The 22,628-nt window shown below is 64.1% G+C and carries 15 protein-coding genes and 1 pseudogene; 11 read left to right on the forward strand and 5 right to left on the reverse strand.

Annotated elements, in window-relative coordinates; translation table 11 throughout:
* Positions 1 to 17 precede the first annotated feature (17 nt).
* Together AC15MQ_RS04725 and AC15MQ_RS04730 are read left to right on the forward strand one after the other, a co-directional pair.
* Complete coding sequence (locus tag AC15MQ_RS04725) at positions 18 to 1,817, forward strand: ABC transporter transmembrane domain-containing protein (protein WP_483079474.1); 1,800 nt, start codon at positions 18 to 20, stop codon at positions 1,815 to 1,817.
* A 255-nt stretch (positions 1,818 to 2,072) separates the two neighbouring features.
* On the forward strand, positions 2,073 to 2,714 hold the full coding sequence (locus AC15MQ_RS04730) for a class I SAM-dependent methyltransferase (protein ID WP_287651687.1): 642 nt from the start codon (positions 2,073 to 2,075) through the stop codon (positions 2,712 to 2,714).
* A 90-nt stretch (positions 2,715 to 2,804) separates the two neighbouring features.
* Here AC15MQ_RS04730 and gcvA read toward each other — a convergent pair whose 3' ends face one another.
* Positions 2,805 to 3,731, reverse strand: a complete 927-nt coding sequence (gene gcvA / locus AC15MQ_RS04735) for a transcriptional regulator GcvA (protein ID WP_287668878.1) — start codon at positions 3,729 to 3,731, stop codon at positions 2,805 to 2,807.
* A 114-nt stretch (positions 3,732 to 3,845) separates the two neighbouring features.
* Between gcvA and AC15MQ_RS04740 the strand changes: the two genes are divergently transcribed.
* Positions 3,846 to 4,175 (forward strand): DUF2917 domain-containing protein, encoded by a 330-nt coding sequence (locus AC15MQ_RS04740; protein WP_287668881.1) that lies wholly within the window; start codon positions 3,846 to 3,848, stop codon positions 4,173 to 4,175.
* Between the two features lie 49 nt (positions 4,176 to 4,224).
* Positions 4,225 to 4,866, forward strand: a complete 642-nt coding sequence (locus AC15MQ_RS04745; RefSeq protein ID WP_332336125.1) for a glutathione S-transferase family protein — start codon at positions 4,225 to 4,227, stop codon at positions 4,864 to 4,866.
* A 52-nt stretch (positions 4,867 to 4,918) separates the two neighbouring features.
* On the opposite strand, the gene AC15MQ_RS04750 is transcribed toward AC15MQ_RS04745, so the two are convergent.
* Both AC15MQ_RS04750 and AC15MQ_RS04755 read right to left on the reverse strand, forming a co-directional pair.
* On the reverse strand, positions 4,919 to 5,971 hold the full coding sequence (locus AC15MQ_RS04750; protein ID WP_483079475.1) for an aminotransferase-like domain-containing protein: 1,053 nt from the start codon (positions 5,969 to 5,971) through the stop codon (positions 4,919 to 4,921).
* A gap of 217 nt (positions 5,972 to 6,188) precedes the next feature.
* A pseudogene (locus AC15MQ_RS04755) lies at positions 6,189 to 6,338 on the reverse strand (GntR family transcriptional regulator); the annotation flags it as partial.
* Between the two features lie 148 nt (positions 6,339 to 6,486).
* Here AC15MQ_RS04755 and AC15MQ_RS04760 point away from each other — a divergent pair.
* The 4 genes from AC15MQ_RS04760 to AC15MQ_RS04775 all read left to right on the forward strand — a co-directional run bounded on the left by AC15MQ_RS04760 (position 6,487) and on the right by AC15MQ_RS04775 (position 13,314).
* Entirely contained in the window at positions 6,487 to 6,825 is a 339-nt protein-coding gene (locus tag AC15MQ_RS04760; protein WP_483079476.1) for a DUF2917 domain-containing protein, read from the forward strand.
* Positions 6,826 to 6,898: 73 nt separating this feature from the next.
* Positions 6,899 to 8,698: a discoidin domain-containing protein gene (locus tag AC15MQ_RS04765; protein ID WP_483079477.1), complete on the forward strand. Its 1,800-nt coding sequence runs from the start codon at positions 6,899 to 6,901 to the stop codon at positions 8,696 to 8,698.
* Positions 8,679 to 12,182, forward strand: a complete 3,504-nt coding sequence (locus AC15MQ_RS04770) for a trifunctional glycoside hydrolase family 18/polysaccharide deacetylase/glycosyltransferase family 2 protein (protein ID WP_483079478.1) — start codon at positions 8,679 to 8,681, stop codon at positions 12,180 to 12,182. Before AC15MQ_RS04765 ends, AC15MQ_RS04770 begins: the two co-directional genes overlap by 20 nt.
* Positions 12,183 to 12,258: 76 nt before the next feature.
* A complete protein-coding gene (locus AC15MQ_RS04775; protein WP_483079479.1) occupies positions 12,259 to 13,314 on the forward strand; it encodes a type IV toxin-antitoxin system AbiEi family antitoxin in 1,056 nt (351 codons plus the stop codon).
* Here AC15MQ_RS04775 and AC15MQ_RS04780 read toward each other — a convergent pair.
* Entirely contained in the window at positions 13,275 to 14,219 is a 945-nt protein-coding gene (locus tag AC15MQ_RS04780; protein WP_483079480.1) for a DMT family transporter, read from the reverse strand. The two genes, AC15MQ_RS04775 and AC15MQ_RS04780, sit on opposite strands and share 40 nt — an antisense overlap.
* Positions 14,220 to 14,393: 174 nt before the next feature.
* Between AC15MQ_RS04780 and AC15MQ_RS04785 the strand changes: the two genes are divergently transcribed.
* Positions 14,394 to 15,026 carry a MarC family protein gene (locus tag AC15MQ_RS04785; RefSeq protein ID WP_483079481.1) on the forward strand — a complete coding sequence of 211 codons (633 nt, stop codon included), beginning with the start codon at positions 14,394 to 14,396 and terminating at the stop codon, positions 15,024 to 15,026.
* Positions 15,027 to 15,151: 125 nt separating this feature from the next.
* Positions 15,152 to 18,574 (forward strand): PAS domain S-box protein, encoded by a 3,423-nt coding sequence (locus AC15MQ_RS04790; RefSeq protein ID WP_483079482.1) that lies wholly within the window; start codon positions 15,152 to 15,154, stop codon positions 18,572 to 18,574.
* A gap of 20 nt (positions 18,575 to 18,594) precedes the next feature.
* On the opposite strand, the gene AC15MQ_RS04795 is transcribed toward AC15MQ_RS04790, so the two are convergent.
* Positions 18,595 to 19,569 (reverse strand): HlyD family secretion protein, encoded by a 975-nt coding sequence (locus AC15MQ_RS04795; protein WP_483079483.1) that lies wholly within the window; start codon positions 19,567 to 19,569, stop codon positions 18,595 to 18,597.
* Between the two features lie 644 nt (positions 19,570 to 20,213).
* On the opposite strand from AC15MQ_RS04795, the gene selD reads away from it, so the two are divergent.
* The gene (gene selD / locus AC15MQ_RS04800; protein WP_483079484.1) at positions 20,214 to 22,484 is read left to right on the forward strand and encodes a selenide, water dikinase SelD; all 2,271 of its coding nucleotides are present in this window, start codon (positions 20,214 to 20,216) and stop codon (positions 22,482 to 22,484) included.
* Positions 22,485 to 22,628 lie beyond the last annotated feature (144 nt).

Below are 22,628 nucleotides of genomic sequence, written 5' to 3' on the forward strand. Positions count from 1 at the left end.
CGGCTTCGGCCGCGGCGATGCCGAAAATCCGGCCCGGGTTGCCGACCGGCAAGCCGCCCAGGCTGCAGCCGTTGCGCGCCCTGTTGCCTTACGTGGCACGCTACCGCCAGGCGGTCGCCCTGGCCCTGCTGTTCCTGCTGCTGGCCGCCGGGGCGACGCTGGCGTTGCCCTATGCCGTCAAACTGCTGGTCGATGGCGGCCTTGCGGTGCCCGTCGGCAGCGACCTGGGCGAGCGCCTGACCGCGATACGCGGACAGTTCCTGTGCCTGTTCGGCGTCGCCGTGATGCTTGGCCTGGCGACCGCGGCACGCTTCTACATGGTGAGCTGGATTGGCGAGAGGGTGACCACCGACCTTCGCCAGGCCGTCTACGCGCATGTGTTGCGGCAGAGTCCGCAGTTCTTCGAAACCTTGAAGACCGGCGAAGTCCTGTCCCGGCTGACCACCGACACCACGGTGATCCAGCATGCGCTGGGTTCCAGTGTCAGTATGGGCCTGCGCAACCTGGTGCTGCTGCTCGGCGGGATGATCATGCTGGTCACGACCACCCCGCGGCTGATGCTGACCGTGGCCGGCATCATTGTTCTGGTCGTGCTGCCGGCGGTGCTGATCGGTCGTCGCGTACGCAAGCTGTCGCGCGCCAGCCAGGACCGCATTGCCGACACCAGCGGCCTGGCCGCTGAAATCCTCAACGCGATTCCCGTGGTCCAGAGCTATACCCAGGAAAACGCCGAGGTGGCGCGCTTTTCGGAGGCCAACGAGCAGGCCTTCATCACCTCGATCCGACGCAGCGGCACGCGTTCGGCACTCACCGCCTTCGTCATCATCGGCGTTTTCGGCTCCCTGCTCTACGGCATGTATGGCGGGGTGCAGGCGGTACTCGCCGGCGAGATCAGCGCCGGCCAATTGAGCCAGACGGCGCTTTATGTGATGGTCGTCGCCGGCAGCGTGGCCGTGTTGGCAGAGGTCTGGGGCGACCTTTTGCGCGCCGCGGGCGCAACCGAGAGATTGATGGAGTTGCTCGCCGCGCGGTCGCCGGTCGAGGACCCGCCGCTGGCGGCGGCGTTGAACGCGCCTGCGGCAGGACTGCAGGTGGTCTTCGACGGCGTCGGCTTTGCCTATCCGTCGCGCCCGACGCAGCCGGTTTTGCAGGGCCTCGATGTCACCATCGAGGCCGGCCAGACCGTGGCTCTCGTCGGCCCCTCGGGTGCCGGCAAGACAACGGTGTTCCAGTTGCTGCAGCGCTTCTACGATGTCGGCGCAGGCAGCATCCGGATTGACGGCATCGATCTGCGTGGCGCGCGCCTCGCGGATCTGCGGGCGCGCATCGCCGTCGTGGCGCAGGAGGCGGTGATCTTCTCGGGCAGCATTGCCGACAATATCCGCTACGGCAGACCAGCAGCCTCGGAAGCGGAAATGCATCTTGCCGCATGCGCGGCTTTTGTAGATGAATTCGTGCAGCGACTGCCCGAGGGCTACGCCACGTTCGTCGGCGAGCGCGGCACTCGGCTCTCAGGCGGCCAGCGCCAACGCATTGCCATTGCGCGCGCGATGCTGAAGAATGCGCCGCTGTTGTTGCTCGACGAAGCGACCAGCAGTCTCGACGCGGAGAGCGAGCGCGTCGTGCAGGCCGCATTGGAGGCCGCGATGGCCGGGCGTACGACGATCGTCATCGCCCATCGTCTGGCGACCGTGCAACGCGCTGACCGGATCATCGTGCTCGACCACGGACGTCTGGTCGATGCCGGGACGCACGCGCAACTGATCGAGCGTGGCGGGCTATACGCGCGCCTGGCAGCGCTGCAGTTCAGCGTCTGATGACCGGTCGTCACGGTTGGCCTGTTGCCAAGCTGCGAGTTGGACGACAGAATGCGTTCTTCACGTTCTTCAGCGTCTTCCACGACCCAGGCGTTGCCGGTTTTCCGGAAGACAGGCTTGCTGTTGCGCGTGGGTTGCCGCCGGCAGCATCGGGCGCGGTTTAAGGTTCGCTTCAGCACGCGGACTCACAATACGTCAAGGCAACAAGGATATCTCCCGATCCCTTTCGGGCTCCATGATCAGCGAGGAAGCTGGATGCAAGGCAGTGTCGACTACCGCGGCAGGACAAAATACGACGCCACGACAGCGCGGGCGTACAAGGATCGCCCGCGCAGACAGCAGGCGGCTGAAATGGCCCTGATCAACCGGGTCTTCAAGCTCGTCCCGAGCAGTCACAAGGTCCTCGACCTGCCCTGTGGCGCGGGACGGGTGAGCCTTCACCTGGCCGAACAAGGTTATCAGGTGACTGCCGCCGATTACTCCGATTCCATGCTGGAGATCACGCGCGCTTTCCTGCAGGAAAGTGGGCACCCTGGGGAGGTGGACAAGCAGGACATCGAAGCGTTGAGCTACAGCAATGGTCAGTTTGACACGATCATCTGTTTCCGCCTCTTCCATCATTTCCCGAACCCGAAAATTCGCCGCAAGGCCGTTTCCGAACTGTGCAGGGTCTCGGCAAGGTACGTTGCCCTCTCCTATTTCAGCCCGTTCTCGGTCACGTCGATGAAGCGTCGCCTCCGGGTTGGCCTGGGCGGCAGGGCATCGGAGAAATACGCGACGCCTCTGGCCGAAGTGGAGAGTTACTTCCAGAGCCAGGGGTTTGCGCTGGTCAGGGATTTCGCTCGCATCCCTTTGCTGCACACCTTGCACGTCGCCCTGTTCGAACGTACTCGCTAGGCCATGGGTTGTCCACAGAGGGTGCCTGCAGCTCGGCAAGAAGCTCGGTGCAGTCAGGACTTGGAGAACTGCGGCGTCGTGACCTGTGTGCTAGTTGCTTGGAGAACTCGCGAGTCTGCCTTCCGGTGGGTGATACGTCGCCGCTTCCCGGAACAGCCATTCGCGAAAGGCAGCAACTGCTGCCTGCTGCTCGTCGGCCAGACGACAAACGAAATAGTAGGACAATGGCGATTCCAGGGCCGTCGCAAAGGGACGTATCAGACGACCTCTTGCCAGGTCGTCGACGGCCAGCGTGTGCCTGGCCAGCGCAACGCCCTGGCCGGACGCGGCAGCCATCAGCATCAGGCTCGAGTCGTCAAAGACGGTACCTCGCTGCGGTTCCTCGATGTCCACGCCGGCCGCATTGAACCAGGGCTGCCAGAGTTCGTCGTTCGATCGCAGCAGTACCAATCCGATCAACTGCTGCGGGCTGGAAAGTGGATGGTTGTTCATGAACTCGGGCGAACACACGGGATAGTACCAGTCCTTCATCAACAGACGGCAGCTCAGGCCAGGGTAGTGTCCGTATCCGAAGCGCAGCGCGATATCCGCTTCGCCGCCCTTGATGTCGGCCTGCAGGGCGCTCGATTGCACTTCGACGTCGAGGTCATGCTGGTTGGTGACGAAGGCTCCCAGGCGGGGCAGTAACCAGCGGGCGGCAAATGACGGCATGCAACTGACGCGCAGTCGCCGATAGTCGCGGGAGGCGATCAGTTTCTCGGTAGCGTTACCGATGTCCGCGAGTGCGCGCGCCACCTGCGCTGCATAAGCAGTACCCTGCACCGTCAGCTTCAGACCACGGCCGTTACGCTCGAACAAGGCCACTCCGAGATAGTCCTGCAGGCCTCGCAGTTGATGGCTCACGGCACCGTGCGTCAGGTGCAGTTGTGCGGCGGCGGCGGTGACGCTGCCCGTCTGCGCAGCGGCAACAAAGACGCGCAGACTGCCGAGCGGCGGCGTCCTGTGGGTATCGGCCAATTTTCCTCACCGGTTGCGTTAGAACAATTCGATTGTACTGGTGGCGGCAGAACATGAAAATGGGACGCTTCTGTTCAAGACCGAACAGGCCAAACCGCAGGAAAGGAGAATCTCATGGTCGTCGTGTTACCCTCTATCGAGTTCGAAGTGGGGCCTGCCGAGGCCCACTCCCTGGACCGCCTTGCCGGTTGGACATTGACTTCGGTGAATGCGCGCGTGTGGCTTACCGAAGAGAGCGGAGGCCAAGACGTCTGGCTGCTCGCGGGCGATCGTCATGTCATCTCCGGCGCGGGCAGGGTGGTCGTAGAATCCTGGCCACAGACTGGAGCGCTTGCCGATCGGCCGGCGAGAATCCGCCTGGCGCCGCCGGCGACGAGCTGCGCGCGGCAATGGCGATGGCCGAAGTTCGCACTCGGCGCGGCGACTGCCATGCCCGCTGGCTAGGGCGGACGAGTCAGTTGGCTTCAAGCACTTGATCACTGGAGGAAAAACCATGCCGAACACGATCGACGATACGCTGCATCAACTGCTGGGACTCTACGATTCGCCATTTGTGCGGCGGGTGGCGGTCACCATGCAATACTACGCGATTCCCTTCGAGCACCTTTCGCTGTCGGTATTTCGGCACATGGACGCCATGCGCCCGATCAATCCGCTATTCAAGGTGCCGATGCTCACCCTCCCCAGCGGCGAGAAGCTCTACGAGAGTGCATATATCATTGATTACCTTGACGAACTTGCCGACCAGCGGGGTATCGTTCCGCTTACCCCGCGTAGCGGGAAGGAGCGGCGGCACGTCCAGCAACTGGTGGCCCTGGCCATGGTGGCGACCGAAAAAGCCGTGGCCATCGAGTACGAACGCAAACGCCCGGGCGAGTTGCAGTGGTCGGACTGGAGCGGTCGTCTGCGTGGCCAGATGCGTCAGGCACTGAGCATGCTTGAAGAGCGGCTGGAGGGCGATTTCCTGTTTGCTGGGCACCTGACGCAGGCCGATGTCAGCACCGTCGCCGGCATCGGTTTCATCCGCCACGTCGTGCCGCACGAATGGCCGGCCGGTGACTATCCTGCGCTGGAGCGCCTGGCCGATAGGCTTGAGGCGAGCGAAGCGTTCAAGGCCGTGCCGATCGACGAATGACCGTCAGTCGACACCGCGGCGAGTGCTGTCACCGCAGGCGCTCGCCCCGAAGTCACGGCGCGACCAGCGCGCCGAGGCGACGCACGGCATCCTCGATCTCGGGGGTGTGCGGGTTGCCGCAGTTGAGTCGCAGACAATTGCGATACATGCCGCTGGCCGAAAAGAGCTCGCCCGGGACGTAGCCGACGCCGGCCGCGATCGCGCGGTCGTGCAGCGCGGTCGTGTCCACCTCTTCGGGCAGCTCGACCCACAGGACGAAGCCACCCTGCGGGGCGGTAAGGCGTGTGGCGGCCGGGAGGTGCCTGGCCACCGACGCCCGCATGGCCTCGACCTGCCGCTCGTAGGTCCGTCGCAGACCGCGCATGTGGCGCTCGTAGGCGCCTGATTCCAGGTACTCCGCCAGGACCTGTTGCGTGACCGGATTGGTGGCGCCGCTGGTAATGGTCTTCTGCAAGGCGATGCGTGCCCGGTAGCGGCCGGCAGCCACGAAGCCGATGCGTAGCGCCGGTGACAGGCACTTGGAAAACGACGAGCAGAGCATCACATTGCCGGTCGTGTCGAACGCCTTGATCGGCCGTGGACGCTCGTTGCAGAAGTGGAGATCGCCATAGATGTCATCCTCGATGACGGCCAGGTCGCGTTCTGCAGACAGCCTGGCGAGGCGGCGCTTGTGCTCGTCCGGCATGATGCTGCCCAATGGATTACTGGCGTTGGGCACCAGCAGACAAGCAGCAACCTTGCCTTGGCGAGTGGCCAGATCAAGGGCCTCGATCGACAGGCCACTGTGCGGGTCGGTGGGAATTTCGAGCGCCTTCAGCCCGAGCGTTTCGAGCAACTGCAGCATCAGGTAATAGGCCGGTGATTCGACCGCAACCGTGTCTCCCGGCTGCGTCACCGCCCGCAGGCAGAGTCCCAGGGCTTCGGTACAGGAATTGGTGATCACGAACTCGCTCGCCGCCAGGGGTCCGGCCCATCCCACCGACCGTAGCACCAACTGACGGACCAGCGCCGGCGCATCCATGTTGACATGGCTGCCGCCTTCGAGCAGGTGGGGATGTCGGCGTGCGACGCCGCCGTAGAGTCGCTGCAGGGCAGCCAGTGGCAACAGGCGAGCACGCGGGCAGGGCGGCCGCCAGCGGGGCGACCCCGGGTTGCATGCTGGTCTGCAATACCCGCATCAGCCGCTGGCTGACATCGACCGGTACCGGTGCTTCCGGGGTTGACCTGGCGTTCGGTTGTGATCTGCGTGCTAGCGTATGGCGCACGAAGTACCCCGACTGCGGCCGCGCCTCGACCAGGCCTCGGTCTTCGAGCCGGCGCAAGGCCTGCAGCACGGTCGACACGGAGAGTCGCCGCTCGCGCGACAGGCGCCGCACCGAAGGTAAACGCTCGCCGGGCCGCAGGTTGCCGGCCACGATGATGCCGCCCAGATCCTCGGCCAGCCGTTCGTAACGCAAAAGTTCATTTTCCATCAGTCTCACCAGTACAGTTGCGACGCGCAATGGCCAGTACAATTCGCCAAATTCAAAATTGTACCGGTTACAATTGGATTATATTGTAACTGTACCCTTTGAGCCAACTACCCTACACTCCTCGACGTCAACACAAGGAGAAACCGCCATGGACCTCGACCTCTTCAACAGTGAGCTTTGCCTCGCCGCCGACGCACCCATTCGCTTGCTGTCCGCCCGGGGGGTGCGAATTCGCTGCACATCGGGTGTGGTGTGGCTGACCATCGCCGGTGAGGCCGCTGACATCTTCCTGGCTGCGGGCGATAGTTACCTCGTTCGCAGTCGTGGCCTGGCCTTGCTGGAAGCCATCGGCGGTGGGCGGGTGAGGTTCGAGAAAGCCAGCCTACCTGTGTCGGCCTTTTTCATCACCCTGCTGAAGGGATGTTGGCGCAGGATCTGCTATTTCCCGGCAACGGGTGGCGAGGCGCACGTCACCCCATTGGCGTGAGTATAATGCGGCTCCGTCCAGGCGGAGAACGGCTGGAGGGACAGGCGACGGTCGTCTCAGCGGGTATGCAAGCATGCATGATTTCTCCTCCCGTCGAATTGCTGCATTGATCATCGCCTTGACCCTGGCCAGTCCGCTATCCAGTTTCGGAGCGGAAGCGCCGGCCAGGGTGACCATTGACCTGACCAGTGGACCGAGCAACACCTTTGTGCCCGCGGTTGCGCTTGGTGCCGGGGTCGATGGGCACTCGCGCGGTGATGCGGCAGCCATCTACCGACCGAGGAACCTGCGTGCCATGCGCTCGGTAGGCCTGCGTCCACTCAGCTATCGTCTGCGTACCGAGTTGGGCGTCGAGGCCTGGCACTGGAATCCACGCGGCCGCTGGAGCGACAGCGAGCACGCGCGAGGCTACTGGACTTCCGACGACCAACCCGGCGCGCCGATTCTGGCGTCGTTTGGTTACCGTTTGCCGCGCCGCGGGAACACCGTCGACCAGGCCGAAGACAACGGTTACTCGCGACTGGCCGACGGCGATCTTGACACCTTCTGGAAGAGCAATCCCTATCTGGACCGCAGTTTCACTGGTGAGGACAACAGCCGCCATCCACAGTGGCTGATCGTCGATCTCGGAAAGAAGACGCCTGTGGACGCGATGCGCATCGCCTGGGCGGACAACGCCGCTGCGTTCCTGCGCTACCTGCGGCGACGCGCTTATCCGATTCGCGGTGTTGAACTGGGCGAGGAACCGGATGGCCAGTACGTGGCTCCGGAAGACTATGGCGCCCTCTACCTGCAGGTGACCGATGCCTTGCGCGCGGTCGATCCGGAAGTGATCCTCGGGGGACCGTCTTTCCAGTCCTTGTGGGATGCACCGATGATGGCCTGGTCCGGGACCTCGGTCGCTCCCGACCGACCGTGGCTGGCCCGCCTGCTCGATTATCTGCGCGGGCGCGGGCGCGCCGCCGACCTCGGTTTCCTGTCCTTCGAATGGTATCCCTTCGACGAGGTGTGTACGCCGCCCGCGGAACAGTTGCGACAAGCGCCGGGATTGCTGACGGAGGCGATGGCGGAGCTTTACCAACAGGGTCTGCCTCGCGGCACGCCGCTATTGATGACCGAGTACGGTTACTCGGCCTTCTCGACGCAGACCGCAGTTGATCTGCCCGGCGCGCTGTTCAACGCTGATGTCGTTGGGACATTCCTCACCGAGGGCGGTGCCGTCGCCTATCTGTACGGCTATGAACCCGGCCCCCTGGACAAGGGGCCGGATTGCGACACCTGGGGTACGAACACCCTGTTCCTGTCCGACCAGCGGCGAAAGATTCTGGCCCGTACCGCCACCTATCACGGCGCCAGGATGCTGGCGCGTCAATGGGCGGGAAGCCCGACGCAAGTCCACGCTGTCTATCGCACCCGGGTCGATGACGAAGCGGCGGGCGGCGTTTCGCCGGTGAACGCCTATGCGCTGCGGCGTCCCGATGGCTTGTGGTCGGTACTGCTGGTCAACAAGGATCCGCAGCGGCAAAGGACCGTTGCGCTGCACTTCGCCGGTCCCGAGGTGAACGCGTTCACCCCGCTGCAGGGCCCGGCGGATCTGTACCAGTTCTCGGCCACCCAGTATCGGTGGCGGGCCAATGGGGCGTTCGGGCGCCCGCAGCGCAGTCACCCGCAGCAACACCGCCTGCTGACTGGCCATCAGGCGCCGCTGCATCTGCGCTTGCCACCGTGGTCACTGACCGTAGTCCGCAGCCGGGCGCCGCAAGCCGGACAGCCGAACCCGAGCGCGCACCTCGGCCGAGCGTCTGCCAACCCTCAGCGGCGAACGCTGGCCGTCCGCAGGCCAGGAACTCATCATGTCGCCGCGGCGTCCTGACGATTGCCCGCCCAGCCGGGCGGTAAGCCTGCGCGCCGCCAAACCGGTCTTCTTCGATCCGGCCAGCAAGCGCTGGCCGCGCCTGCGGCTGGGAATGACGCTGATCGGCCTGACCCTGTCATTATTGCTGGGCGCGCTGGTACTGAGCATCCTCGTCAGTCCGGTGCTCCCGGCGCTGAATCTGTCGGGGGTCAGCTTTCTGCCGCAAGGCGCACATGCCTTGCCGGCGGTGCCTGCGCTGGCTCCCGAGCGTCCACTGACCCGCCGCGAGCGCGCCCTGCGTAATGTCCAGAACAGGTTGGCGAGCGAGCGTGCACGCGAACTGAAACAATTGTTGCAGTCGCGCAAGGCGGGCCCGGTTGCCCGTCGTCAGGCTCTGGCGATCGGGTTCTTTGTCAACTGGGACGACTCCAGCTTGAGTTCTCTCAAGGAAAACCTGGGCAGTCTGGACATGGTGATCGCCGAATGGCTGCATCTCGCAGCCGAGGACGGGTCGCTGCGGGAGAACGATCCGACACGAACCGCGCAGGTGACCGACTACGTCCGTGCCCGTCGCCCCGAGGTGTCGATCGTGCCCCTGGTCAACAACTGGAACGGCCACGATTGGGAGGGTGCCAAGCTGGCACGCATGTTGGCCAGGCCGGCAGCGCGGGCGCGCACCATCGAACAATTGGTCGCCTATGTGGAGCGTAACCGCTTTGCCGGCATCAGCATCGACTTCGAAAACGTGTCGACCAAGGCCCAGCCCGATTTCCAGCGTTTCATGGCGGAACTGTACGCCGCCATGCACCCGAAAAACCTGCTGGTCTCGGTCAATGTCCCGGCCAGTGACCCGGCCTTTGATTACCGTCGCCTGGTGCGTAGCGCCGATTACCTGATTCTGATGGCCTACGACGAACACTGGGCGACCGGCGCGCCCGGTCCGATCGCCAGTTTGCCGTGGTTCGCCAGTGTGCTGCGGCAACGGCAGCGCGACATACCCGCCGAGAAGATGATCGTGGCCATCGGCAATTACGCCTATGACTGGCAACAGGGCCAGCCCGCCGAGGAGCGAACCTTCGAGGAGGCGGTGCTGGTGGCCAAGGAGTCGGAAGGCAGAATCAGACTGGATCCGGGGTCCCTGAATCCGACTTTCGCCTATGCCGACGACAACGACCGCATTCACCACGTGTGGATGCTCGACGCCGTGACCGCCTTCAACCAGTTGCTGGCAATCCGTACCCTGCAGCCGCGCGGCGTCGCCCTGTGGCGGTTGGGCAGTGAAGATCCGGCGTTGTGGCAGATCTTCGGCAAGGACACCCCCCTCGATGCGGTACGCGCCGCGGCACTCGGCGATATCCGCTTTGCCTACGGCGTGGACTATGAAGGCAAGGGCGAGATCCTTGAAGTCACGGCAAAACCACAGACCGGCAGTCGGATTATCGAATTCGACCCCAAGCGCGGGCTGATCAGTACCGAGCGGTTCACGGCTTTCCCTTCACCCTACGTCATCACCCGTCACGGCGGCGCGGAGCGCAAGGTCGTGTTGACCTTTGACGATGGTCCCGATCTTCAGTACACCCCGCAGGTGCTGGATGCCTTGCGCCTGGCGGGAGTGCCGGCAGCCTTTTTCATCATGGGCGTGAATGGTCAGATGCATCCGGAGCTGCTGCGCCGCATGCTTGACGAAGGCCACGAAATCGGCAATCACACTTTCACCCACCCCAACATTTCGACCATCTCGCCGATGCAGTTCCAGCTCGAACTCTCGGCGACCCAGCATCTGCTGGCCAGCGTGGTCGGCCGCCATTCGCTGCTGTTCCGTCCGCCCTACGCGGTAGACGCCGAGCCGGAGACCATCGACCAGGTGCGCCCCATCGAGCTGGCCGCCGAGCAGGGTTATCTGGTGGTCGGCATGCAGATCGATCCGGATGACTGGAAACGCCCGGGGGTCGCCGAGATCGTCCGGCGTACCGTCGAGCAGGCGGAGCGCGGTGAAGGCAACATCGTGCTGTTGCATGATTCCGGTGGTGATCGCAGCCAGACGGTGCAGGCGATCCCCCGCATCGTCGAGGAATTGCGGCGACGGGGCTTCCAGTTCGTCAGCGTTTCCGAACTGCTCGGGCGCAGCCGCGACGCGCTGATGCCACCGGTGCCACCGGAAACCCGCTGGCGGATCTGGCTGGACGGAGCGGCCTTTGCGGTGCTCAACTGGTCGGCGGCGACGGTCCACTGGTTATTCCTGCTGGGCATCGTGCTGGGCATTGCACGCTTGTTGTTTGTCGGCACGCTGGCCATTTATCAGCGTTGGCAGCAGCGTCGCGAGGTCTTCGACCCGGAATATTCGCCAACGGTCACCCTGGTGATCCCGGCCTACAACGAGGAAAAGGTGATCGTTCAGACCATAGCCTCGCTGCTCGCTTGCGAGACGCCCCGGAAGCTCGAGATCATCGTCGTTGATGACGGTTCCAGCGATGCCACCTATCGTGTGGCGCGCGAGGCTTTTGCTGGCGACCCGCGCGTGCGGGTGTACTCGGTGGTCAATGGCGGCAAGCCGGCGGCGCTCAATTTCGGGATGGCGCAGTCCAATGCCGAGATCGTGGTGGCCCTCGATGCCGACACGGTGTTTACCCGCGACACGATTGTCAAACTGGTCCGGCATTTCGTCGATCCAAAGATCGGCGCGGTCGCCGGCAACACCAAGGTCGGCAACCGGATCAATCTGCTGACCCGCTGGCAAGCGCTGGAGTACATCACCAGCCAGAACCTGGACCGGCGGGCCTTCGACGTTCTCAACTGCATTACCGTGGTACCTGGGGCAGTGGGCGCCTGGCGGCGAGAGTTGATCGAGCGGGTCGGCGGCTTTACCGACCTGACCCTGGCGGAAGACGCGGATCTGACCCTGGCGATCCGCAAACTGGGGTACGCGATCGTCTATGAGGACGAGGCGGTGGCCCTCACCGAGGCGCCCGATACCGTGCGCGGCTTCATCCGGCAACGCTACCGCTGGATGTACGGCACCATGCAGGCGTCGTGGAAGCATCGCGACGTGCTGTTCAGGCCCCGATACGGCGCGCTGGGCTTTGTCGCCCTGCCGAACGTGATCGTGTTCCAGGTCCTGTTCCCGCTGGTCTCGCCGATCATGGACCTGCTGCTGATCGGGTCGCTGGGGTCGGCGGCGTTCAATCACTGGCAACACCCGGAAGAGTATTCCCCGGACGCCTTGTGGCGGGTGTTGTTCTACTACGCGCTGTTCGTGACCGTGGACTACCTGGCGGCCATTCTGGCTTTTACCCTGGAGCGCAAGGAAAGTTGGTGGCTGCTGATCTGGTTGTTCTGGCAACGCTTCTTCTACCGGCAGCTGATGTACTACGTGGCCATCAAGAGCACCCTGACCTCGCTGCGTGGGGTGCTGGTGGGCTGGGGCAGGATCGACCGCAAGGCAACCGTGCAGGCGGTGAGTGGATCGCGGATCCCGGAAGCGAGCGCGGGAGGTGTCGATTGACCCGCTCCGGCTTGAACATCGAAACCGCAGCGGTCATAATTCCGTGCTGTTCACCAGACGAGTCGCCGGCAGCGCCATGAATGCACAAAAAGCAAGCACGCTTCTCGAAAAGGCCGCGCAAGCATTGCGCGGACACGGCCTGATGGTTTCGGTACAGAAACAGGACGGCAGCGAAGAAGGCCGTTGGCGATCGGCGACCTGCCTGGGCGTGCACAAGGACAGATGTGGCACCGATTACGCCGCCGAAGTCCGGTGCAAGGTCACGTCCGACAGCCTTGGATCTGTGGTGACGCAGTTGCGACAGCCGGTTGACGTCGGCGATCCGCCCCTGCTCCTGATCACGGATCATGTCACGCGGCCGGTTGCCCACCGGTTGCGTGAACAGGAACAACAGTTCGCGGATACCGCGGGTAATGCCTATCTGGAAGCTCGGGGTCTTTTCGTCTATGTCAGTGGGCGGAAGCCTGACGACCGGCGGAGCTCCGTGCGCACCGACAAAGGCTTCATCGCCAGCCGGCTGAAGGTTCTTTTTGCGCTGATCTGCGATTCCGAGTTGGCGGCAGCGCCTTATCGCGTACTTGCCGGTGCGGCAGATGTTTCCCCGCGGACGGTACCGGAGGTCTTGGCCGATCTGCAGCGGGATGGATCACTGACGGTCGTCGATAGGCGGCGGCGCCTCAACGCCAGCAAGCGGCTACTCGACGACTGGGCACAGGCATATGCCCTTGGCCTGCGCGGGAGTGGCTTGACCGGTCGTTATCGTGCTGCCGGTTTTGCTGCCTGGGCCGACTGGCAGCTGCATCCGGCGCAGGCGCGCTGGGGCGGCGAGCCGGCGGCAACACTGCTCGCCTGCGACCTGCAACCGAGCGTGCTGACGATCTATGCCGAGAAGTTGTCGGCACGACTGGTGGCCCAGCAGAAGCTCGCAGCGGCAGGCCCCGTCGCGTACCAGAACCTGCTTGAAGTGCGCAAGCCGTTCTGGGGCCGCTCCCTGTCCAGCATCGGGCAGCGCGACACGGTCCCGCCGGCCCTGGTCTATGCGGACCTGCTGGCTACCGGCAACCCGCGCTGCCTGGCGGCTGCGCGGGCGATCTACGAAGTCCGACTGGCGCGGCTCTTCCCGGAGGCTTGAGTATTGCCTGCAGGTGTCGGTGAGGACTCGATCGCTGGCTGATTTGGTGGTGCCGACGACCGTGTAGCCGGACTGCCGGGCGAGAAATGCGTGGCGGTAAGGCCGGAGATCACGATCAGTGCCATTGCCAGCCAGGTCCAGCCGTCATGCGCCTCGTTCCAGAGCAGCATCCCGAACACGCTGGCAAAAACGACCGTACTGTAGGCCAGGGCGGCGGCCAACAGCGTCCGGCTACCGGCGTAAGCATGGGTCATCGCCAGTTGGGCGGCGGTGGCGAAAGCCGCCACACCGAACAGCAGTGCGCCGCTGCGCAGGTCCCACGGATGGACCTCGCAAAACAACAGCCAGACGCTGGCGCATACCGAGGATACCAGCGAAAAATAGAACACCGTGCGCGTTTCCGGTTCGCCACGCGAACCGAGTTCGCGGACGCTGAAATAGGCCATGCCGGCAAGAACACCGGAAGCCAGTCCAGTCACGCCGCCGAGCCACTGCTCGGCATGCAGGGTCGGTTTCAGCAGTAGACCCACGCCGCCCAGCCCGAGCGCCAGCGCTGCGACAATTCCCACGTTCAGGCGCATGCCGGAAAGCGCCAGATAGACCGCCAGAAAGATCGCCGAGGTGTAATTGAGCGTCACCGCGGTCGCCAGCGGTAGCAGGGTGATGGCCCAGAAGTAGGCACACAGCGCCGCGAAGCCGATCGCGCCGCGGCTGATCTGCCAGCGCCAGTGCGGTGTTTGCAGCGACACGCCGCGCAGCCGGACCAGGGCATACATCAGGAGCAAAGACAGGACGCTGCGGAAAAACACGATCTCCACGGCGGAGTGCGTGGCGGCAGCCAGTTTCACGCACACCCCCATGCAGGCAAACAGGAGGCTGGCAAGGAGCATCCACAGGGATTGCATCGGTGTGCTTCGCGGCAGGAGAAGCGGCGGATCTTACCCCCAAGCCAGGGTGAGCGGGTTTCCGGTACCCGCGCCACGCGCCGAAGGCGACGCGTACCGTCACTCGGCTCCGATCGCGTTAGACTGTGCGCTTCGCCAACCATCGCCCGGCTTCAAGCCGCGCATGACTACGCCATGGATTTCCCGATCAAACCGCTGGTCACGCTGCTGGCCATCGTCAACCCGATTGGCGTGATTCCCTTCTTTATTCATTTCACGCGCAATTTCAGCCTTGAGCAAAGGCAGAGAACGGTCCGCGTCGCGTCATTTACCGCTTTTGTCGTCATCGCGATCAGCGCCCTGGCTGGGTTGCGGGTGCTTGAGTTCTTCGGCATCTCGCTGGCGTCTTTCCAGGTCGGCGGCGGCTCGCTGTTGCTGATCAGCGCCATGCACATGCTCAACGCGCAACCCGCCGAGTCGCGGGCGCAGGACGTCGACGAGGGCGCCAGTCGCGCCGATTCCGGCGCGAGCATTGCCGTGGTCCCGCTGACCATTCCGCTGCTGACTGGCCCGGCGTCGATATCGACGGTGGTGATCTACGCTGAAAAGACCCGCCACTTCTGGGAACTCGGGGTGCTCGTCGTGTATGGGCTGGTGATCGGTGTGGCGACCTGGCTGGCGCTGTCGGCGGCCGGCCGCATCGGCAGGTTCATGGGTCAGACCGGGATCAACGTCATGACCCGACTGATGGGCCTGATCCTGGCGGCCATCGCTGTCGAAGTGATGGCCGACGGGCTGATCAAGCTTTTTCCGGTTCTCGGGCGCTGATCGCCGAAAAAATACTTTCACCGTCTCGGGAATGGGGTGGCGAATCGTTTGGGAGTCAGGCGTGGATAATACGGAAGGCGTTCGTCGGGTGGATAATAGCCGCTTCCTGATGGTCGGCTAGAGGCATGTCGCCTTTCCGCTCACTCTGGCTGTGGCTGGCCTTGCGCTTCGTGCTGGCGGGAATGCTGCCGCTGTTGCTCGTGGCTATGATTTTGTCATGGGTATTGCTGCCGCAGGTTCTCGCAGACATCGAGACACGTCACCAGGCCCTGGCGCGCGCCGTCTCCGGTCAGGTCGAGGGGCACCTGCGTAGTGCCGGGCGGGAGTTGTCCGCGGTCGCCGAGTATCTCCAGCATCGAGGTGATCAGCCGGCCCCGTTCAGGTTCGAGCCGATCCTCGATGCGCATGCCGGCAGTGGCGAAGTCTTCGCAGCGATCTACGTCGTAGATGCGACGAATACGGTGTCTGCGCTTGGATTGCCTCGGGGGGAGCGCCAGCAACGCGGGGATGGGGTGGAAATCGACCTGTCGCGCTTGACTTTCGTGCGCGAGGCGCGGCAACGACGTGCGCCCGTGTGGTCGGAGATCTTCGTATCCGTGGTCAGCAGTCGGCGGGTAGTCAGCCTTGCGATTCCGCTGGCCGATCAGGTGCTGATCGGCGAAGTCGCGATTGACCGGCTCTCGGAGTTCCTGGGCAGCCTGCCCACCGAGGCCGGCATGTGGACCATGATCCTCGATCACCGGGGGCAGGTGGTTGCTCGCTCGCAAGCCAGCCTTGACAGCCTGCAGACCAACCCTGGGCCTCTGCCGATCGTCTCCGATGCGCTGCAGGGGCACTTTGCAACGCATGACCTCTCCATGGACGGGGAAAAGTTCATCGCGACGCTGGTCAGCGTGCCGCAACTCGGCTGGACGGTCCTCGTCGCGCAGCCACGCGGGGACGCGCTGAAGCCGTTTGTGTCCACCCTGTGGGCCCTCGCTGTCGCCGCTCTGGTGGCGCTGCTCCTGGCGACGATTGCCACGCTGTTGCTGGCGCGCCGGGTTGCGCAGCGCATCGGTCGTTACACGGCGCAGACGCACGCCATCGCCGAGGGCGACTACGAGCAGCGCTGGCCGGTTTCGCGGATCAGGGAATTCGACGAACTGGCAGCGGATCTCGATCGCATGTCGCTGGCCATTCGTCAGCGCGAGCGCGAACTGGCGACCAGTGAGGCGCGCTACCGGTCGGTGGTCAGCAACGCCCCGGTGGTGATCTTTCAATTCGATGAGATGGGAGTCTTCCACTTCAGCGAAGGCAAGGGAGTAGCGGGCGCGGGTTTCGAGCCGGGCCAGGCAGTGGGCCAGTCGCTGTTCTCACTCTACGGCCAGTATCCAGAGATCTGTGCGCATGCGCGTCGGGCTATCGGCGGCGAGGCGCTGCAGTTTGTCTCCCGGATCGGCGACACTTATTTCGACACCCATTTCAATTCCGTTCGGGCGGATGATGGCACGGTACAGGTGATCGGCGTTGCCTTGGACATTACCGAGCGCATTCGCGCCGAAGAAGCGTTGCGGGCCAGTGAAGCGCGCTTCCGTGATCTTTCGGCGATGGCTTCGGACTGGTTCTGGGAACAGGACGAGCAGTTCCGGTTCACCTACTTCTCTTACGGCGGGGCCATGTCCACTCTGGCAGAAAGCGGTTTTGATCATCACCAGATGATCGGCAAGACGCGCTGGGAATTGCCCGTCCTCATGACGGCCGCGGAATGGGAGGCGCACCGGGCAGTGCTTGACGCGCATCAACCTTTTCGCGATCTGGAGTATCGGATCAGTTCGGCGTCCGGCGGGGATCGCTGGTTCAACGTCAACGGTCAGCCATTGTTCGACGCTGCCGGAGGTTTTGCCGGCTATCGTGGCACGGCGCGCGACGTCACCGGGCGCAAGCAGGCAGATCAGGCCTTGCAGGAAAGCGAGGCACGCTACCGGCTGCTCTTCGACAGCAACCCGCACCCGATGTGGGTATACGATCTGCAGACGCTGGTCTTCCTGACAGTCAACGACGCGGCCGTCGCCAGCTATGGCTATTCCCGCGATGAGTTTCTGAGTATGCGGATCACCGATCTCGGCACCGGCGAGGATACGCCGCTACTGGTCGAGGACATCGTCGCGGTCGAAGAGAGCAGCGACTACTCGGGGTTCTGGCGACATCGCCGGAAAGACGGCACGACCATCGACGTCGACACCATCTCGCATGCACTCTCGTTCGAGGGGCACCAGGCGGTATTGGTCCTGGCCGATGACATCACCGAGCGCAAGCGCGCAGAGCAGGCTTTGCTGGAGAGCGAGCGCAAGTACCGGGAGCTTGTGGAGAACGCCAACAGCATCATCCTGCGCTGGACCCCGGCGGGCCAGATCACCTTCATCAACGAGTTCGGCCTCAAGTTCTTTGGCTATGCCGAGGAGGAACTGCTGGGTCGGCACGTGGTCGGCACCATCGTTCCGCTCACCGGCAGCAACGGCCGGGACATGCGTCCGTTGATGGAAACCATCTGCCGCAATCCGCAGACGTTTGAACACAACACCAACCAGAACATGCGGCGCGATGGCGAGCGAGTATGGGTTTCCTGGACCAACAGAGCGGTCTTCGGTGCGAATGGGCAAGTGGTCGAAGTATTCAGCGTCGGTTCGGACATCACCGAGCGCAAGCGGGCCGAGGACGAACTGCAGCGGCACCGGGAACACCTCGAAGAACTGGTGAGCGAGCGCACCTCGGAGTTACGGCAGGCGATGGCGCAACTGGTTCAGACCGAAAAGCTGGCTGCGCTGGGCAATCTGGTTGCCGGTGTGGCGCACGAACTGAACACCCCGCTGGGCAACAGTCGCGTCGTCGCCAGCCTGTTGGGCGAGCAGTTGCGCGAGTTTGCCGAGGCTGTCGAATCGGGAAGTTTGCGCCGCTCGCAGTTGGAGGGCTTCCTCAACCGTGGTCGCGAAGCCGTCGATCTGCTGGAGCGCAACAGTGCCCGCGCTGCCGACCTCATCGGCCACTTCAAGCAGGTGGCGGTGGATCAGAGCAGCGCCCGACGCCGCGTCTTCGACCTGCGCCAGACCGTGGAGGAGATGTTGGTCACCTTGCGGCCGACCTTCAAGCGCAGCCAGCACCGAATTGACGTGGACATTCCGGTCGGCTTGCTGATGGACAGCTACCCAGGGCCGCTTGAACAAGTCATTGCGAACCTGATCGCCAACGCCCTGACCCACGGTCTGGCGACAGTCGAGCACGGCTGCATCGAGTTGCATGCCCATACCGATGAAGATCAGACTCAGGTAGTCCTGCGCTGTGCAGACAACGGTGTGGGAATCGCCGCGGCCACGGCCCACCGCATCTTCGAACCGTTTTTCACCACGCGTCTGGGGCAGGGTGGCAGTGGGCTGGGGTTGTACATCGTCTTCAACCTGGTGACCAGCGTGCTTGGCGGAAGCATCGTGGTCGACACTTCCCCAGGCCACGGCGCATGCTTCACGCTGACCTTGCCGCGCGTTGCGCCGAACCGGACAACGTCAGTTCCCTGAGTCGAGATCGCCGCCGGTGGTCACTGCGGCAACTTGAGTTGCAGGTATTCCGGCCACTGAGCGGCGCTTTCCAGGCGGACATAGGCGACTCCCGGCAGCCCGGCCTTGAGTTGCTCCCTGTACTTGCGGAACAATACCGGGTCAATTTGTGCCTTGCTCCGGAAGGCAAGCCGCTGGCGTTGGACGCTGGTTTCGGCCACTTTGAACTGAGCGCTGCCCTCGACCGACGCAACCCGTGCCGGAATCACGTATTGGGGCACGGCATCCAGCACCAGTCTGACCTCGGATCCGATCGCGACCTTTCCTGCGCTGCCTTCCGGCAGAAAGAAGGTCATTACAACGTCCGCCGGATCGACTATGGTCAACAGTTTACCTCCCGCAGGAAGCAATTCGCCCGGCTCGGTCGATCCCGACTGCACACGGCCGCCTCGCGGTGTCCTGAGGGTGGCGTCGTCAATGTCGGCCCGGATCTTCTCCGCTGCCGCGATTGCGGCTTCGATCGAGGATTCAGGGTCGGTCGCCGGCGATTCCGAGGACCGAGCCACCGGAGGCAGTTCCGGTGCCGGGGCTTGTGCGGTTTCAATCGGTGGCATTGCGGCCGCTTTCAGTGGACGTCTTTGGGCCAGTACTGCGAGCGCTCCGATCCTGCTCTCCGGCTTCTGCTGAGCTACCGCGATTCCCAGCGCAACGGGGTTGCTGGCCTGCTTCACTCTGGTCTGGAGTTGCTGGAGCTCGAATTCCAGCGCCTGGGTGTCCATGCGGGCGACGATCTGGCCCTGCTCGACACGCTCACCGCCCCTGACCAGAATTTCCTTGACTCGCCCGGCAGTCCTGGTGGTGATATCGATTTCCACAGACTCCAGGCGCCCGCTGCCGACGACAAAGCCTGCCGGGAGAGGGGGAGGGCGTGCGTTCTGCCAGGCAAACGTCCCCGAGAGCAGGGTGATCACGGTGACGACGGCGAAAAACGCGGCGCGCCCAGAGTTGCTGTTCATGATTCGATGTTCCCGATCCTGTCCGGGCACGAGCTGGTGCGTGAACTCACGGATCGCAGTGGCGACGGTCGGGATTGTAACTCAGCGGCGCGAGCCGGGTGTCCTTTGCGGCTGTCCTGCAGGGGGCGCAGCCCCAGCTCTCAAGGCAAGGGGACGATCAGCTTGTCCCACCCGGAACCGTTCCCCTGGATGCTGCCGGCACTTTGCCGAACTGCGACTGCGACGCGCATTTCAAGCTCGGCAAACTGCAGGTCGGGTGACGACGAAGACAGCGTGCGTCTCTCCGCCTGATTCCGACGATCGCTTCCCGTGCGGCGCTCGGCCCCGGCGCGGCGATCTGCTCCGGTTCGGCGATCAGCGTGGTCTGCTCGGGCTTCATCGCACATGTGCGGCTTTCTCGAAGTCAGGCAACCGACAATCTCCCACGGCGACCTGGTCTGGTGCCGATCCTTTGGGGCACCATGGCCGGCTCGCTCGGGACGCGTGCGGCGAGTCCGCGCGTGGAGCAGCAAGACCAGGCAGTGTTTCCGATTGAGGCAGTATCATGGCGATCGCAGGTTGGCCGTCTGAAGGAAGCGAACGACCTGCATGCTAGTACAAAGTGCGCTGCTTGGCGAAGAACATGAAGCCGGTTTTACAATGGAGTGCTGGCATTGCGTGCAGGCGAAGAAACGATTCTCAGAGATATCGTACTGGTCGGCGGCGGACACAGCCATGTCGGGGTACTCAGGCAGTTCGGCAGGCGACCGCTGCCCGGCGTACGCCTGACGGTAATTTGTACCGACACGCATACTCCCTATTCGGGGATGCTGCCCGGCTACATCGCCGGACACTACAGCTACGACCAGGTGCATATCGACTTGCGCCGGTTGGCGGTGTTTGCCGGTGCCCGATTTTTTCGCGACGAGGTGATCGGCCTGGATCGGGAGCGGCGCAGAGTGTTGTGTCGCGATCGACCACCGCTGGCATATGACCTCCTGTCGATCAACATCGGCTCGACACCCCGGCTGGACGGCGTTGCCGGCGCCGCCGAGAAGGTGCTGCCGATCAAACCGATCCGCTGCTTCAACGAAGGCTGGCTGGCATTGTTGCAGCGGGTTTGCGGACACCCTGGAGGAACCACCATTGCCGTGGTCGGTGCGGGTGCCGGCGGCGTCGAGCTGACGCTGGCGATGCAGTATCGCCTGCGTCGGGAATTGCAGGCGCTGGGGCGTGATCCCGACGAACTGCGCCTGCACCTGTTCTCCGCGAACCGCGAGATCCTGAGTACTCACAATGCACGCGTGCGGCGTACTTTCGAGCGCGTCCTGGCTGAGCGCGGAGTCGTCGTGCATCGCCTTGCCGAAGTCAGTTCGGTGTCGCACGCGCAGCTCGCGACGCGTAGCGGCGAGCGCCTGGCTGCCGACGCAATCATCTGGGTGACCCAGGCCGGTGGCGCCGGCTGGCTGCGCGAGACGGGCTTGTCGTTGGACAGCGGTGGTTTCATCCTGGTGGGCGACACCTTGCAGACGGTCAGCGATCCACTGGTCTTCGCCGCCGGCGATTGTGCAGCGATGATCGACGTACCACTGGAAAAAGCCGGTGTTTTTGCGGTCCGGCAGGGGCGGCCACTGGCCGAGAACCTGCGTCGATCGCTGCTGGCCATGTCCTTGCGCCGCTATCGCCCACAAGCTCGCTGGCTGGCACTGATCAGCACCGGTGACCGCCGTGCGGTGGCTTCGCGCGGCGCGGTGTGTGCCGAGGGCGCCTGGGTGTGGCGTTGGAAAGATCGCATCGACCGTCGCTTCATGGCCGGGTTTCAGGATCTGCCGCCAATCGACGAGCCACCGACGCCACTGGCGCCAGCGATCTCCCTCGACGCCAGTGAAACCGCACAGGCGCGCGCGGTGGCTGCGATCCGCCGCGGTGACGGCGCCCCGGTCGCGGCCACGGTGGTCAGGATGCTGCGCGCGCGCAACTGCGGCGAGGTGTGGAGCGACCTGGAGGATGGCGGGCACGCGGCCATCGTGCATGTGCCGCCGGGCAAGGCAATGGTGCAGACCCTGGCCTCCTGCGGCGCGTTCGTCGACGATCCCTGGTTGTTCGCGCGCATCGCAGCAAATGATGCGCTCGACGACATCTTCGTACGGGGTGCCGAAGCACATTCGGCAAGCATTGTCGCGACACTGCCGGCAGGCCTTGATGAGAAGGTCGAAGACACGCTGTTCCAACTCCTGTCCGGAGCCGCCGAGGAGTTCACTAGCGCCGACTGCGCGGTGGTTGGCGCGCGTGCCGTCTGGGGCCCGGAACTGGCCATCGGCCTTGCCGTGAACGGCCTGATCGATGCGCAGTTCACCGGCGTGATGGGCAAGGGCAGCATGCGGCCGGGTGAGGTATTGATCCTGAACAAGCCGATTGGCAGCGCGACCTTGCTCGCTGCACATCTCCGTCTAAGGGCCACGGGCCGCTGGATCGATGCGGCACTGCTATCGATGTTGCAGTCCAACCGCTTGGCAGCCCGGTGTCTGAACGCCTACGCTGCCAGTGCCTGCAGCAGGGTCAGCACCCTTGGTCTGCATGGCCAGTTGCTCGCGATGACCCGCCGCGCGGGCGTCGCTGTCGAACTTGATCTGAACGCCTTGCCGGTTCTCGATGGCGCTGCCGAGACTGCTGCTCTGGGTTTCCCGAGTCGGTGGCCGGCGGCCGGGCCGTGCTCGGGTTGCGCTCCGCGCGCATCTGACGCTGCCTGCCGGCACCCGAATCATGCGTTGTTGTTCGATCCGGAAACGGCGGGCGGCCTGCTGGCCAGCGTACCTCCAGAGACTGCCGAGGCGTGTCTACAGGCGCTGCGCGCGCTCGGTTACCCTCGGGCCACCAGCGTGGGGCGGGTGCTGCCGGCCGGCCAGGGTCCCGAGCCGATTCAGCTCAAGCTGTAAACATTCGGTGGCGAGAAACGCCATCCGGACCCTGCGGGTGCGGCACGATCTGGTGCCCTGGGGAATGCGACCGCGTTTCCCCGCTGTTCTTGCCGGACACGCTTTCTGCTAAGCTTCCGGGGAACAGGTCGTGGCGATTCGGGA

The sequence above is a fragment of the Candidatus Accumulibacter propinquus genome (assembly GCF_056856495.1).